The organism is Amycolatopsis sp. NPDC031561, from assembly GCF_055580625.1.
In genome coordinates, this window is sequence record NZ_JBVILA010000001.1 from 1,104,519 (window position 1) to 1,117,180 (window position 12,662).

A 12,662-nucleotide genomic window follows, 5' to 3' on the forward strand; every position below is an offset into this window, starting at 1 on the left:
TGGATGTGTCGGTGGGGGGGTTCTCTGAGGGCGGGGGGGGGGAGCGGGGGGGGGGGGGGGGGGTTTGGGGGGGGGGGGGGGGGGGGAAAACCCCCCCCCCCCCCCCCCCGAGGCCGCGGCTCACCTCGACAGGCCTCGGACGCAATGAAGGGGACTTTCATGGCGAAATTCGCCATGAAAGTCCCCTTCATGTCACGCCTCGCGACGTGCACGAGGGCTCGCGCTCGGTCATGAAGGGCATAGCCGACGGGACCAGGTCCCTTCATGACACCCCCAGTGCGACGGGCCCGCGTGGGCCCGCCTCAGCAGAGGCGGAGTTCGTCGCCCTCGTTGTCCGCGGTGGTGATCCACGCGAACGGTCCGGGTGTCACCTGGAGGTCATCCGCCATACCGGCACATTGACCACCCGCCCCGACATTTCCGGGAGCTCATACCCGCTGACCACGGTGAACCGCCATTTGTCGACCCCGCCGCCGATGATCTCGGCGTAGCGGCGGGCGCCGTCCGCGTTGGCGAAGCGCACCTGCTGGCCGTTGGTGAGATGGGTGATCTTGACCGCCATCCGTGTCTCCTCTGCTCCGGTGCCGGCCCGCGGAGCTTCCCCCTCCGGGGCCGGCGCGGACAGTAGAACACATGTTCGATAGTCGTGGCCAACCGAACCCCCCGCGCGGGTCATCGCCGCATGGTCACCCTCGGCCACACGTCCAGCCCACGGGCGATTTCGTGCTCCCGGATCGCTCGCAGGCCGTCGGTGAGGTCTTCCTCGCCGAGTGTCGCGAAGCCGAGCCGGGCGTAGTACGGCGCGTTCCACGGCACCTCGGCGTACGTCGTCAGCGTGAGTCCCGCGAGCCCCTCGCGCGAGGCCCATTCCGCGGCGTGCTCGATCAGCCGCCGTCCGAGACCCTGCCGTGCGTGGTCCGGATGGACGGACACCTGCTCGACATGGCCGTAGCCGTCGACGACCTCGGCGAGCAGGTACGCCATCGGGCCGTCGCCGGTGTCGCAGACCCAGGCGCGGCCCGCGCGCTGATAGGCCGCAAGGTCCTCGAGTGACGGCGGATCGTCGTCGGCGATCGCGGCCATGCCGAGGGCGCGGAACGGCTCGCCCGCGGCGCGCTCGATGTCTTGGAGCCTTGGCAGGTCTTCGGGTACCGCTGGTCGGATCACAGTCGAGTTCTACCCCGGCGCCGGGGCGGGCGCGCGCGAATTACCGCCGCGTCAGAGGGAAAACGACGAAACGGCCCGGTGGATCCGGCTCGCGTACGACTGGAGCGCGACGATGGCGGCCCGTTTCGCGTCGTCGCTGATCCGGGTCGCGGGGGCGGCGAGGCTCAGCACCGCGGGCCGGTGCCCGGTGCTCGGGATCGGCACCGAACACGACCAGACGCCGTCGTCCAGTTCGCCCCAGCTGACCGAATACCGGTTGATACCCGCGCGTTTGACCTCTTCCCGCACGGTCGGCCCGCGACGCTGGACGATCGACGAAAGCCGCCGTTCCCGTTCGCCTTCCGGCAGCATGGCGAGCAGCATCTTGCCCGACGCGCCGGCGCCGAGCGGGACGGAATGGCCTGGCTGGAAGGTGAAGCGCATCGCGCGCTCGCATTCGACGCGGTCCGCGCAGACCGCGGAATCGCCGAAATGCTGGAACAGCAGGACCGTCTCGCCGAGGTCGCGAGCGGCCTCCTCCATCGCCGGGCGCGCCAGCCGGGCGAGGTCGTTGGCGAGCTGCGCGGCCCGCGCGAGCGGCATCACCTGGCTCGTCACGTGATAGCGCCCGGTCTTGCCCTCCTCCAGCAGCTGGAGTTCCTTCAGTAGTGCGACATAGCGATACGTCGTGGCGACCGGGGTGCCGATCCTCGCGGCGAGTTCGGCGACGCTCGCGTCCCAGCGGCGTTCGGAAAACGACAGCAGCAGCTGCAGGACTTTGCGTGAGCTGCTGGCGCCGGGGGTGCGTTTCGGGGGAGCGGTGGTGTCCAGGGATCGTGCGGCAGGCGTCATCTCGACCTCTCGCCGGGGCAATCACAAAGAGTCAAGAAAGTAGCACATTGTGTGAATTGCGGACCAGGGACTTTGGTCCACGAACAAACGGACTTCTTGCTAGGTTCGGACCATGGAAAAGCCATTGGCCGGCAAGATCGCGTTGGTCGCGGGGGCGACCCGCGGAGCCGGGCGGGGAATAGCGGTCCAGCTGGGGGCCGCGGGCGCGACCGTTTACGTGACCGGTCGCAGCACCGGTTCCCGGAGATCCGAAATGAACCGCCCGGAGACGATCGAGGAGACCGCGGCGCTCGTCGACGAGGCGGGCGGGCGCGGCATCGCGATCGGTGTAGACCATTTGGAGGCCGACGAGGTCCGCGAGCTGGTGGAACGGATCGACACCGAACAGGGCGCGCTGGACGTCCTGGTCAACGACATCTACGGCGCACCCATCGAATGGGGCAAGACGGTCTGGGAGTCCACTTTGGACACCGGATTGCGGACGCTGCGGCTCGCCATCGACACCCATGCCATCACCAGCCATTTCGCGCTTCCGCTCATGATCAGGAAACCGGGGTCGCTGGTCATCGAGGTCAACGACGGCACCACCGGGTACAACTCGGGGAACTACCGCGTTTCGTTCTTCTACGACCTCGCCAAGACCGCGGTGAACCGGATGGCGTTCGCCCTCGCCCACGAATTGGAACCGCATGGCGGTACCGCGGTGGCGGTCACGCCGGGCTGGCTCCGTTCGGAAGCGATGCTCGACGCTTATCAGGTCACCGAAGAGAATTGGCGGGACGCGACGAAGGTGCAGCCGCATTTCGCCATTTCTGAAAGCCCGGCGTTCGTCGGCAGGGCTGTCGCGGCGCTGGCCAGCGACGCGGAAGTCGCCCGCTGGAACGGGAAATCGTTGTCCAGCGGCGAATTGGCGAAGGATTACGGATTCACCGACCTCGACGGCAGCCGCCCCGACTGCTGGCGTTATCTCGTCGAGGTCCAGGATCCGGGCAAACCGGCGGACGTCACCGGTTACCGCTGAGCCTCCCGCCGCAGGAACGGCGTGAGCAGGCCGGGCGCGGCCTGCTCCGCCATCGCCAGCCCGGCCGATTCGCCGACGTCGACCACCTGATAGCCGCCCCGGCCCGCCGCGATCGGGGCGGTCACGGTGATCAACCCGCCGCGGCGCTGGAAGAACGAGCGGCTGATGACGATCCCGGTAAGCCCTTCGCGCCGGATCGCCACCGTCGCCCGCGCCAGCGAACCGGAGCGGCTGACCAGATACCGGCCGACGATCGCGTGGCCGAGGTTGCGGTAGCCGTCCCAGCCGACGAGCACGGCGAACGGCACCAGCCCGAGCGCGACCTGCCACATCCAGGCCGGCAGGAAATCGATCCACGCCAGGCCGAACAGTGCCGCCGCCAGGATCAGCACGCCGACGACGGCCCGGGTGAGCCGCCTGGTGAGCGCGCGCCGCGGATGCCGGTTCAGCGGCACGGTGGCCGGGTCGAAGTTCTCCCGCAGTACCTTGGCCGCGACCTCGTGGACCCGGCCGACGGGCGCGGGCGGCAGCAGCAGACCGCCGCCCTTGTCCCCGCCTTTGCCCTCGCGCAGCCCGCCCGCGATCGCGGTGAGCCGCGCCCCGCCCGCGATCCGCAGCGGCAGTGGTTCCTTCACCTCGACGCCGCGAAGCCTGTCCTCTTCGATCGACACCGAACGCGTGGTGATCAGCCCGCGCCGGACGTGCAGGGTGCCTTCGGTCTCCCGGGTGAGCTTGAAGTTCCAGAACGACAGCACGTAGCCGCCGACGGAAAGCAGCGAGACGAGCACCAGCAGGCCGACCGCCGCGACGACGACGATCAGCCACACCGCGGTGTTCGCCAGATCGTCCATGAGGTCCCGCAGCGGCCCGACGTTCTCCGGGTCGATGTTCAGCTGGTGCGCGAAATGCCAGACCGCGGCGAACACCGCGCCCACCACGGCGAGCCCGGACAGCGTGAACGGCGCGTACCGCACCCACTTCCGGTCGACCTCCGCCACGATCTGCTCCGGCGGCGGCGCGGACTCGGTTTCGGCGGCGACTTCCTTGCGGTGCAAGAGAACCGTGCGCAGCCGGTGTGCTTCGGTCGCGCTGACGGCGTCGAGGACGAGCTGGTCGCTGCCCGCGCCCTGGACGGCCGAATGCCGTCCGGTGCCGATGCGCACGGCGCTGAGGGAGAACAGGCGGTGCTTCGGTTCCGAGGTGACGTCGACCGTGCGGACGCGGTCGAGCGGGATCGCGCGGTGTTTGCGCAGCAACAGCCCGGTGGTCCATTCCACCTGGCCGTCGGCGATGCGATAGCGGGACGTGAGCACGTGCGAGATGCCGACGAGCACGGTCAGCGCGGTGACGCCCAGCCCGATCCACTCCCAGCCGTTGCCCTGGCCGAGGAGCACCGTCCCGATCAGCACCGGCAGCGATTTGACGACGTCGAGCACCGGCCGGATCAGCAGCATCCGGCGGTCGAGGCGGTGCCACTGATCGATGGCGGGCCCGGGTGGTGCCTCGGTGCTCATGTCGCGTCACCGGGGGTGGCCTGCGTGGTCTTCGTGAGTTCCGCGGCGAGTGCCAGCGCGTCGGCGTGGTCGAGACCGGCGATCTTGACCGGGCCCGCGGCCGACGCCGTCGTCACGGTGATCTTCGCCAGTTTGAACAACTGCTCGACCGGGTCGCGTTCGATGTCGACGGTCTGGATCCGCGAGATCGGCGCGATCCGCCAGTCCTGTTTGAGCCAGCCTTCCTGGGTGTACACGGCCTCGCCGGTGACCTCCCAGCGGTGGATCCGGTAGCGCCACTGCGGCATGACCAGGAGGTGTAGGGGGCCGAGCACGCACGAGATCGTCAGCGTGACCGTGAGCCACGTCGGCGGGTCGTTGCTCGTGAGCACGAACACCGCCTGCACGCCGATGAGCACCGCCCAGCCGACCGCGGCCCACACCGTCCAGTACCCGATGGCACGACGGCTGACCCGGTTGGCGGGTGGGCGCAGGGTGAGCCGCTCGGGCGGTGCTGTCTCTTCTGTCACCTCTTCAGCGTGCACCACCCCGGCGCGGATCGCCCACGACACCTGTCACGGACCGATAGGATCTCGGCCACCATCGGCGGAATGGATGCCCCCTATCGGGGCGTTGCCACCTGTAGACGGTTGTACGCACGAAACCTGGAGGATCTGGTGGCGCTGGACCCGGAAGACCTGTACGAGGTGGACTCGGACGTCCCTGACCTCGGCGGGGCCGTGCTCCTGCACTACTTCGACGGGTTCATGGACGCGGGGTCGGCCGGCAAACTCGTCGCCGAGCACCTCCTGAACTCGTCCGAACGGCGCGTGATCGCGCGGTTCGACGTCGACCGCCTCATCGACTACCGCTCGCGCCGCCCGACGATGACCTACTCCATCGACCACTGGGAGGCCTACGACGCCCCCGAACTGGTCGTCCACCTGCTGCACGACGCTGACGGCGTGCCGTTCCTGCTGCTCACCGGCCCGGAACCGGACCACGACTGGGAGCGGTTCTGCGCGGCCGTGCGGGCGCTGGTCGAACGCTGGGACGTCCGGCTCACCACCGGTTTCCACGGCATCCCGATGGGCGCGCCGCACACCCGCCCGCTGGGCGTGACAGCACACGCGACGCGGGACGAGCTGGTCGGCGAACACCGGCCGCTGCCCAACCGGATGCAGGTGCCGGGCAGCGTCGCCGGGCTGCTGGAGTTCCGCTTCGGCGAGTGGGGGCACGACGCGTCCGGATTCGCCGCGCACGTGCCGCACTACCTGGCGGACTCGACGTACCCGAGCGCCGCGCTGCACCTGCTGGAGGCCGTCGCCGAGTCGACCGGGCTGAACCTGCCGGACGGCGATCTGCGGGAGGCCTCGCAGGAGGCGGAGGCCGAGATCGCGCGCCAGGTCGCCGGGTCGGAGAAGGTCGCCGACGTCGTGCGCGCGCTGGAGCAGCAGTACGACACCTTCATGGAGGCGTCCAGCAAGGAAAGCCTGCTCGCGGAGTCGGTGGAGCACATGCCGACCGCGGAGGAGCTGGGGTCGCAGTTCGAGCGGTTCCTCGCCGAGCAGAACGGTGGCGACACCCCGGAGCGCTGAGCGGGAGACCGCTCGTGAGTGGTGAGGGCGGTTCTGGTGGACCTGTATTTGCCTACCCACTGGATTCGGTGTCATCTGGTGGGCTTGTAGGGCTTGTTCTGGATGGCGTTGTGGGCGAGTGGGGAGGATTGGGGACGTTGACCGTCTCAAATCTTCCCCGCTCGGCTGCCGTCCGCGGGGTTGTGGGGTGGCATGGTCTTGATCGGCGGAGGATCGGGGATGTTGAGTGTCTCCGATCCTCCGTTGATCAAGCTCCGAGACCGCGTCGACATCCGGGCGCACGCGTGAGCCGCAATCCGGTAGTGGTCAGGTGGCCGCGTGAACCGAGTGTGGAGGATTCAGGACGTTGAACGTCCCGAATCCTCCACACTCGAACGTGTCGTCGCGGACACTCCACATTCACCCTGGTCACGCGTAGGCAGGCAAATACCGGTCCGTTCCAACCGTCCTTACCACTCACGAGGCAGGTCAGGGCAGGTTGAGCGAAGCGAGCACGCCCCAAGTGCTCTCCAGCCCGCCCGAGCTGCCGACCCCGGAGGTCAGCACGCCCGGCGTCCCGGGAACGGCGGCGAACCCGAGGATCGAACTGCCTTCGGCCCGCTCGGCCACCTCCGGCGGCAGCGCGTCCTTCCGCCATTCGATCCCGTTCCACACGGACATCAGGATGTGGGCGTCACCGGGCACCCAGCCCGCGGTCCACAGCTTTCCGGAGCCATCGAGCGCGGCCGCGTTGATCTCGTCGAACGGGCCGGACGGCAGGGAGCTCCACTTCTGCCCGTCCCAGCGGGTGACGAACGCGGGGATGCCGGTCGCGTTCCATTCGTTCACCCTGCCGACGACGTAGGCCGAGCCGCGGCCGTCGGGGACGACGTGGTTGACCAGCCAGCCGGTGCGGTAGTCCGACGGCACGGGAACCTCGATCTGCCGCCAGCCAGCGCCGTTCCAGTGCAGCAGGAACGGGGTCTCCTTCCCGTCGGCCGCCACCGACGACGCGGAGACCCACAGGTCGTCGTCACCGGTGCCGCCGACCCGGGACGGCCGGAGCGGGCGGGCGCCGGTCTGCGGGATCTCGACCTGCTCCCACGCCTTCCCGGTCCAGTGTTCGAGATGGTCCACGGACTTGTTCGTCTTGAAGTCGTAGTCGTAGGAGACCAGCCACACCGATTTCGGCGAGAAAGCGGCGATGTCGCTGGTGAAGCCCTCCATGCCCGCCGGCGGCTTCGGACGTTCGATGTCGGTCCACGTCTTGCCGTCCCATCGCTGGACCAGCGTCGACGAGCCGGTCGCCGCCACGCGGGCGGGCCGCGGCCGTCGTGGATCCGCGACCTGCCGCGTGCCGACCTCGACCGTGCGGTCACCGGCGGCCCAGACGTTGTCCGGTGCCGAGGCGGAGAGCTGGGTGAACCGGGCGCTGGTGCCGGTGACCGGGGCCGGGGTGGTGTCGGCCCACTTCGTGCCGTCCCATCGGACCGCGACCGGGAGTTCGGCGCTGCCGGTCCAGGTGCTCCCGACGGTCCAGGCGTCGTTCGCGCCGGTGGCCGTGACGCCGTAGTAGATCCGGTTCACCGTGCTGTCCAGCGGTTGTTCCAGCCGCCAGCCCTCGCTCGCCGACGCCGTACTGGTGAGCAGGCCGGACAGGCCGAGGACCAGACCGGACACGGTCAGCGTGGATCGTCTTGCTACGCCTTGCATCTGGGACCCTTCCAGTTGTCGCAGGGAGTGCATGTGAACTCCTTACGAACCACCCGTCCGGAAGGTTGCCCCGGTCAGTGGTCGATGGCGACCATTTCCCTCGAATGCCCGGGCCGTTCGATCTCGTCGACCAGCGCGACCGCGAGATCCGCGTACGAGAACGGCCCCGCGTCCTCCGCGCGCGGCAATACGCGGTGGTCCCCACTGCGGTACTCGCCCGTCCGCTCGGCGTGTTCGTCGATGATCGCGGGCGGCGGCGCGATGACCACCCAGTCCAGCGCGCCGCCGGACGCACGGAGGACCTCCAGCTCCGCCGTGTGCCCGAGGGAGAATTCGCGGTGTTCCGGCGGCCAGCCCGGCTGGTCGTGGAACGCGACGCCCGGCGCGATCTCCAACGCCGACCCGACGCCGACGACGACCAGCCTCGTGACACCGGCTTGGCCGAGGCCGTCGATCAGCGCGTGCGCGGCGGCCGGGTAGTACTCCTGCGCGGGGAGATCCGCGCGGTAGATGGAACTGATCGCGGCGTCGTGCCCGGCGGCCGCCTTCGCGACGTCGTCGGCCACCGTGACGTCGGCGGCGATCAAGGTGACGTCGTCGCCGGCGAGATCCACGTGACGGCGGGGATCCCGGACGGCGGCGGTCACCTGGTGCCCGCGGTTCACGGCCTCGGCGACGGCCCGGCGTCCTCCACGTCCGCCTGCCCCGAAGATGACGATCTTGCTCATCGCACTCCTTTTCCCGTGCCGGTACCTGATCACCGGCGGCGAACGCGATGGTAGGAGCGGACCCCTCGGTTACCGCAACGAAACCGGCCTCGCGCAGTTCTGCACCCGTTCACCCGAATGGTGCTGGTGTATCGTCCCGGAATGCGTCACCTGGTACCCCATTCAGCCCTGTACATGTTGGGCCGATCGGCCCGCAGCACCCTCGGCCGGGGCCTGCACCGGCTCGCCCGGCGATTCCATGATCCTTATACCGAGGAGCTGAACCGGGTCGCCGGGGAACTGCGCGCGGAGATCGTCCGGCAAGGGGATCGTTGTTTCGATCGCGTCATCGAGTTCGAAATCCGGAGCCGCCGCGACATCATCTACGCCGGTGATCAGGACGCGGCGCGGGACAGCAACCGGTTCGCCCGCGAGCACCTGACCGGGACCCGCCACTTCGCCCGTCCACAAGAGACGCTCGCGTACGCGCTTTCCCTTGCCCCGTCAGGGGGAATGGCCCTCGAATTCGGTGTCGCGAGCGGGAACACGCTGCGCGTGATCGCCAAGGCGCGCGGCGGTGCCGGGACCTACGGATTCGATTGGTTCCAGGGTCTGCCGGAGAACTGGCTCAACGGGATGCCCGCCGGTTCGTTCGCGCGCGAGGATCTGCCGGACGTTCCCGGCGCCGAACTCGTCGTCGGCCTTTTCGCCGACACGCTTCCCGGTTTTCTCGAGCGACACGAAGGCGCCGTCGATTTCCTTCATGTGGACGGTGATCTGTACAGCTCGGCGAAAACCGTGCTCGACCTGGCGGGCCCGCGGCTGCGGCCGGGCAGCATCGTGCACTTCGACGAGTTCTTCAATTACCCCGGCTGGCAGCGGCACGAACACCGGGCGTGGCTGGAATACGTCGAACGCACCGGCACCGAATTCGAATACGTGGCCTACACCTACGCCGACAACCAGGTCACCGTCCGGATCACCGGCTAGGCCGTGTCCTGTAAGTCTGTTCGATGGGCTTCGTGATCCAGGTGGTTCCTGACGGTGCGGGCGGATCGGCCTCGTACCGGGTCGTACTCGGCCGCATCCGCCCGTGCCGTCAGGAACCACCTGGGCGCGGAGACCGCGGACAAGACTTGCAGGACACGGCCTAGAGCATTTCGCGGACTTCGATCGTCCCGATCGCGGCCCAGGGATGACTTTTCGCCGCCTCGACGGCTTGTTCCCGGCTCTCGCAGTCGAGGACGGTGATGCCGCCGATCTGTTCCTTCGTCTCGGCGAACGGGCCGTCCGTGAGCAGCGCCTTGCCGTCGCGGACGCGGACGGTCGTCGCCGACTCCGGCGCGTGCAGGCCCATCCCGTCGACGCGCATGCCGCGCCGTGTCAGCTCTTCGCTCCAGGCGCGGCAGGGCTCGGTGATGTCCGTGTCGAGCGTTTCGTCATCGACGGTCCCGCAGAGCATGAGCAGGTATCGCACCGGTTCTCCTAGTCTGCGAGCCCGTCTTCGTAGGCTCGCAGCGTATCGATGAACAGGCGGCGCTGCGCCGGTGTCAGCGGGGCGAGTGCCTTCTGCCAGGCGCGGGCGCCCTGCGCGAGCCAGCCGTCGATCGCGGGCCGCATGCGCTCGGTGATGGCGACGATCCGCCGCCGCCGGTCGGCCTCGTCCTCGCGCCTGTCAAGGACGTCCTTCTTGCTCAGTTCGCCGACCATCAGGCTCACCGTGGTCGGGGCGACCTCGAGCCGTTCGGCCAGCTCGTTCACCGTCATCGGACCGTCGAAGAGCAGGTACGACAGCAGCGACAAGTGACGCGGAGCCAGCGACAGCGACTGGAGTTCGTCGGGGATCTTGATCCGCTTCGCGCGGCCGACCATCCGCGGCATGAGCAGCAGCAAGGCGCGCACGGCGTCGTCGACTTCCATGTCCTCGGTTGACACCGGACACCCTCCTGGATACCTTTGTAAGCAAAGAGGCTTTGCTTACAAAGCAAAATAGCTTTCAGGACGATGCTACCTGGGGAGTACCGTGGAATCGCTGTCGATGACCACCATGGACGCCGGGACGGGGCGCCCCCGCACGACCTCCCTCGCCTGCCGCAGTCACGGGAGCCGGTACCTGGCGTACGCGCCGGACGCCGATTCTCCTTGGTATCGGGACCTTCTCGTCAGTCCACAAGCGACACTCGGGATAGACGGGGTTCCGCATGCCGCGTATGCCGTGCCGCTCGAAGGCGAGGAGCGGGGTTTCGTGCTGCATCTGCTGGAGGTCGATGCCGCCCGCGGGCGAGCGATCGCCGATCAGCTGCTCGTCCATCACGACGAGCTCCGGAAGGCGCTGGCGGAAGCGCGGGCCGAACTCGACGGCGAGCCGGTGCGGGGGCGGCCGGGAGTGCGGCGCGAACTGCTCGGCCATTGTGTCACTTTCTGCAACGGCCTGCGGATGCACCATCTTCGCGAGGACGGCGCGTTCACGGCGATCGAAAAGGCGCATCCCGGACTCGCGCCGGCCCTGAATCGGTTGCGCGAAGAGCACGAAACCGTCTCCCGTGCGTTGCTCGATCTTGACGGGTTGCTGCAGGGCAAGGGGGAACTCGAAACCACCGCACTGCGTGAGGAGTTCGAGCGGGTCGCGAATGGACTCGAGGAACACTTCACCTACGAAGAGGCGAATCTGCTCCCGGCGCTCCGCGGAGCGGGAACGCCGTCCCCGTGATCGGCCCGTTCTGTCACAGCTTGGAAACGAGGCGATGTCGTCGATCGAAGCCGCGTGTTCCGGACCTGGGAACACGCGGCGGGGTTACTCCGAGCGGGTGAGAACTTCGGGCCACCCGGCGGGAGACACTGGTAACGAATGTCCGTTCCTGGGCGACTGATCGTTGTCCGCACCGATCGGCGCGACGCCCCCGACCGGAATTGTGAGAACCGATGAAGCTTCGAAGAGCCTCAATTCTGTCTTTGGTGGCCGCGGTGGCCACGATCATGCTCGTGGCGCCTGCCTCCGCCCTCGCGGCCCCGCCGACCAGCGCCGTGGAGGTTTCGCCGACCACTGTCCAACGTGGACAGACGTTCACCGTCTCGCAAACCGTTTACAACGCCGACGCGACCTCGACCATCGAGGGCGGCAAGGCGACGCTCTACGGCAAGGAATCCTCGCTCCCGGGAATCGTCGACCTGGTGTCCTGTCCCGGCGCGTTCGCCTGTGACATGCTCGGCGGCAGCATCCGCGGCGGGGTCGGCACCGTGACACCCGGCCAGAGCAAGACCGTGCTGTTCACTTTCCGGGTCAAGGACGACGCCCCGCTGGGCAGCGTCACCCTGCAGCACCAGTTCGTCGGTGACAACTACAGCTTCGAGATCCTCGACGGCCCCGTGCTGACCGTCACCGGCGCGCAGAGCGCCGCGGACCTCGGTGTCACGCTGACAGCGTCCCCGCGAGGGATCCTGACGTCGTCGATCGAGTACACGGTCAAGGTCACCAACGCGGGTCCGGGCGCGGCGTCCGGTATCCGGGTGGCGTCGACACTGGGCAACGGGCTGCGCTTCACCGGCTCGTCCACCTGCTCGAACCCGAGCGGCACGAAGGTCGTCAACTGCGACCTCTCGTCGCTCGCGACCGGAGCCAGCGGCACGGCCAAGTTCACGGTGGCCGCCGGACTGCTGACCATCGGACCGGTCAAGACGACCGCGAAGATCACGCAGAGTTCCGTCGCCGACCCGAACGCGGCCAACAACACCGCGTCGTCGACCTGCACCGCGGTCACCGGGCTCCTGCTCAGCTGCTAGTCGAGGGGTGGCGGGTTCGGGCGGGATGGGCGTTCACGCGTGATCGGGTAGCGATCGCGTGTGATTGGAGCCGGATCTCTGGTGATTGGGCGACGTTCACGGATTTCGGCTTCTGATCACGTGAGATCCGGCTCCGATCACGCGAGTCACGCCCTCGATCACGTTGGGTGCAGACACGACGCCGCCTTTGGGTTGCCCTCAAGAGAACCCGAACGCCACTTACGACCAACCCGACCGGACTCGGGCGGTGTGCGCGGCCGCTGTCCCTGGTGTCGGGAAAGGAAAAACCCGACAGGGCAACGCACCCAAGCAGGGTCTCGTGACACAATGAAAGGAGAGGGGGGGGGGGATGTGGGAGGGAAGGGTTAGGAAG

At 68.4% G+C, this 12,662-nt stretch carries 14 protein-coding genes; 5 read left to right on the forward strand and 9 right to left on the reverse strand.

Going from position 1 to position 12,662, the window contains the following annotated elements; all coding sequences use genetic code 11:
- Nucleotides 1-367: 367 nt before the first annotated feature.
- The 3 genes from ACZ5IK_RS05310 to ACZ5IK_RS05320 all read right to left on the reverse strand — a co-directional run bounded on the left by ACZ5IK_RS05310 (nucleotide 368) and on the right by ACZ5IK_RS05320 (nucleotide 1,998).
- Nucleotides 368-562, reverse strand: a complete 195-nt coding sequence (locus ACZ5IK_RS05310; protein WP_465486645.1) for a hypothetical protein — start codon at nucleotides 560-562, stop codon at nucleotides 368-370.
- A 110-nt stretch (nucleotides 563-672) separates the two neighbouring features.
- Entirely contained in the window at nucleotides 673-1,167 is a 495-nt protein-coding gene (locus ACZ5IK_RS05315) for a GNAT family N-acetyltransferase (RefSeq protein WP_465486646.1), read from the reverse strand.
- 51 nt (nucleotides 1,168-1,218) lie between these two features.
- Nucleotides 1,219-1,998, reverse strand: a complete 780-nt coding sequence (locus ACZ5IK_RS05320; protein ID WP_101610315.1) for an IclR family transcriptional regulator — start codon at nucleotides 1,996-1,998, stop codon at nucleotides 1,219-1,221.
- A 112-nt stretch (nucleotides 1,999-2,110) separates the two neighbouring features.
- On the opposite strand from ACZ5IK_RS05320, the gene ACZ5IK_RS05325 reads away from it, so the two are divergent.
- Nucleotides 2,111-3,019: an SDR family oxidoreductase gene (locus ACZ5IK_RS05325; protein ID WP_465486647.1), complete on the forward strand. Its 909-nt coding sequence runs from the start codon at nucleotides 2,111-2,113 to the stop codon at nucleotides 3,017-3,019.
- Here the strand turns inward: ACZ5IK_RS05325 and ACZ5IK_RS05330 are convergent.
- Both ACZ5IK_RS05330 and ACZ5IK_RS05335 read right to left on the reverse strand, forming a co-directional pair.
- Complete coding sequence (locus ACZ5IK_RS05330) at nucleotides 3,010-4,533, reverse strand: PH domain-containing protein (protein WP_465486648.1); 1,524 nt, start codon at nucleotides 4,531-4,533, stop codon at nucleotides 3,010-3,012. The two genes, ACZ5IK_RS05325 and ACZ5IK_RS05330, sit on opposite strands and share 10 nt — an antisense overlap.
- Nucleotides 4,530-5,084 carry a PH domain-containing protein gene (locus ACZ5IK_RS05335; protein ID WP_465486649.1) on the reverse strand — a complete coding sequence of 185 codons (555 nt, stop codon included), beginning with the start codon at nucleotides 5,082-5,084 and terminating at the stop codon, nucleotides 4,530-4,532. The genes ACZ5IK_RS05330 and ACZ5IK_RS05335 overlap by 4 nt, the downstream gene beginning before the upstream one ends.
- 105 nt (nucleotides 5,085-5,189) lie before the next feature.
- On the opposite strand from ACZ5IK_RS05335, the gene ACZ5IK_RS05340 reads away from it, so the two are divergent.
- Nucleotides 5,190-6,110: a proteasome assembly chaperone family protein gene (locus ACZ5IK_RS05340; protein WP_465486713.1), complete on the forward strand. Its 921-nt coding sequence runs from the start codon at nucleotides 5,190-5,192 to the stop codon at nucleotides 6,108-6,110.
- A gap of 468 nt (nucleotides 6,111-6,578) precedes the next feature.
- Here ACZ5IK_RS05340 and ACZ5IK_RS05345 read toward each other — a convergent pair whose 3' ends face one another.
- On the reverse strand, nucleotides 6,579-7,802 hold the full coding sequence (locus tag ACZ5IK_RS05345; protein WP_465486650.1) for a hypothetical protein: 1,224 nt from the start codon (nucleotides 7,800-7,802) through the stop codon (nucleotides 6,579-6,581).
- 74 nt (nucleotides 7,803-7,876) lie between these two features.
- Nucleotides 7,877-8,530 (reverse strand): NAD(P)-dependent oxidoreductase, encoded by a 654-nt coding sequence (locus tag ACZ5IK_RS05350; RefSeq protein WP_465486651.1) that lies wholly within the window; start codon nucleotides 8,528-8,530, stop codon nucleotides 7,877-7,879.
- A gap of 174 nt (nucleotides 8,531-8,704) precedes the next feature.
- On the opposite strand from ACZ5IK_RS05350, the gene ACZ5IK_RS05355 reads away from it, so the two are divergent.
- A complete protein-coding gene (locus ACZ5IK_RS05355; RefSeq protein WP_465486652.1) occupies nucleotides 8,705-9,499 on the forward strand; it encodes a class I SAM-dependent methyltransferase in 795 nt (264 codons plus the stop codon).
- Between the two features lie 160 nt (nucleotides 9,500-9,659).
- Here ACZ5IK_RS05355 and ACZ5IK_RS05360 read toward each other — a convergent pair whose 3' ends face one another.
- Both ACZ5IK_RS05360 and ACZ5IK_RS05365 read right to left on the reverse strand, forming a co-directional pair.
- Nucleotides 9,660-9,986 (reverse strand): YciI family protein, encoded by a 327-nt coding sequence (locus ACZ5IK_RS05360; protein WP_465486653.1) that lies wholly within the window; start codon nucleotides 9,984-9,986, stop codon nucleotides 9,660-9,662.
- 8 nt (nucleotides 9,987-9,994) lie between these two features.
- Complete coding sequence (locus ACZ5IK_RS05365) at nucleotides 9,995-10,429, reverse strand: MarR family transcriptional regulator (RefSeq protein ID WP_465486714.1); 435 nt, start codon at nucleotides 10,427-10,429, stop codon at nucleotides 9,995-9,997.
- 103 nt (nucleotides 10,430-10,532) lie between these two features.
- Here ACZ5IK_RS05365 and ACZ5IK_RS05370 point away from each other — a divergent pair, with 103 nt between their 5' ends.
- Nucleotides 10,533-11,219: a nitroreductase/quinone reductase family protein gene (locus tag ACZ5IK_RS05370; protein ID WP_465486654.1), complete on the forward strand. Its 687-nt coding sequence runs from the start codon at nucleotides 10,533-10,535 to the stop codon at nucleotides 11,217-11,219.
- A gap of 254 nt (nucleotides 11,220-11,473) precedes the next feature.
- Nucleotides 11,474-12,289: a hypothetical protein gene (locus tag ACZ5IK_RS05375; protein ID WP_465486715.1), complete on the forward strand. Its 816-nt coding sequence runs from the start codon at nucleotides 11,474-11,476 to the stop codon at nucleotides 12,287-12,289.
- Nucleotides 12,290-12,662: the final 373 nt, after the last annotated feature.

Coding starts and splice junctions, on each gene's coding strand:
- ACZ5IK_RS05310 (WP_465486645.1), bottom strand. CDS start 562: ATGGCGGTCAAGATCACCCATCTCACCAACGGCCAGCAGGTGCGCTTC.
- ACZ5IK_RS05320 (WP_101610315.1), bottom strand. CDS start 1,998: ATGACGCCTGCCGCACGATCCCTGGACACCACCGCTCCCCCGAAACGC.
- ACZ5IK_RS05325 (WP_465486647.1), top strand. CDS start 2,111: ATGGAAAAGCCATTGGCCGGCAAGATCGCGTTGGTCGCGGGGGCGACC.
- ACZ5IK_RS05330 (WP_465486648.1), bottom strand. CDS start 4,533: ATGAGCACCGAGGCACCACCCGGGCCCGCCATCGATCAGTGGCACCGC.
- ACZ5IK_RS05345 (WP_465486650.1), bottom strand. CDS start 7,802: ATGCAAGGCGTAGCAAGACGATCCACGCTGACCGTGTCCGGTCTGGTC.
- ACZ5IK_RS05350 (WP_465486651.1), bottom strand. CDS start 8,530: ATGAGCAAGATCGTCATCTTCGGGGCAGGCGGACGTGGAGGACGCCGG.
- ACZ5IK_RS05355 (WP_465486652.1), top strand. CDS start 8,705: ATGTTGGGCCGATCGGCCCGCAGCACCCTCGGCCGGGGCCTGCACCGG.
- ACZ5IK_RS05365 (WP_465486714.1), bottom strand. CDS start 10,429: ATGGAAGTCGACGACGCCGTGCGCGCCTTGCTGCTGCTCATGCCGCGG.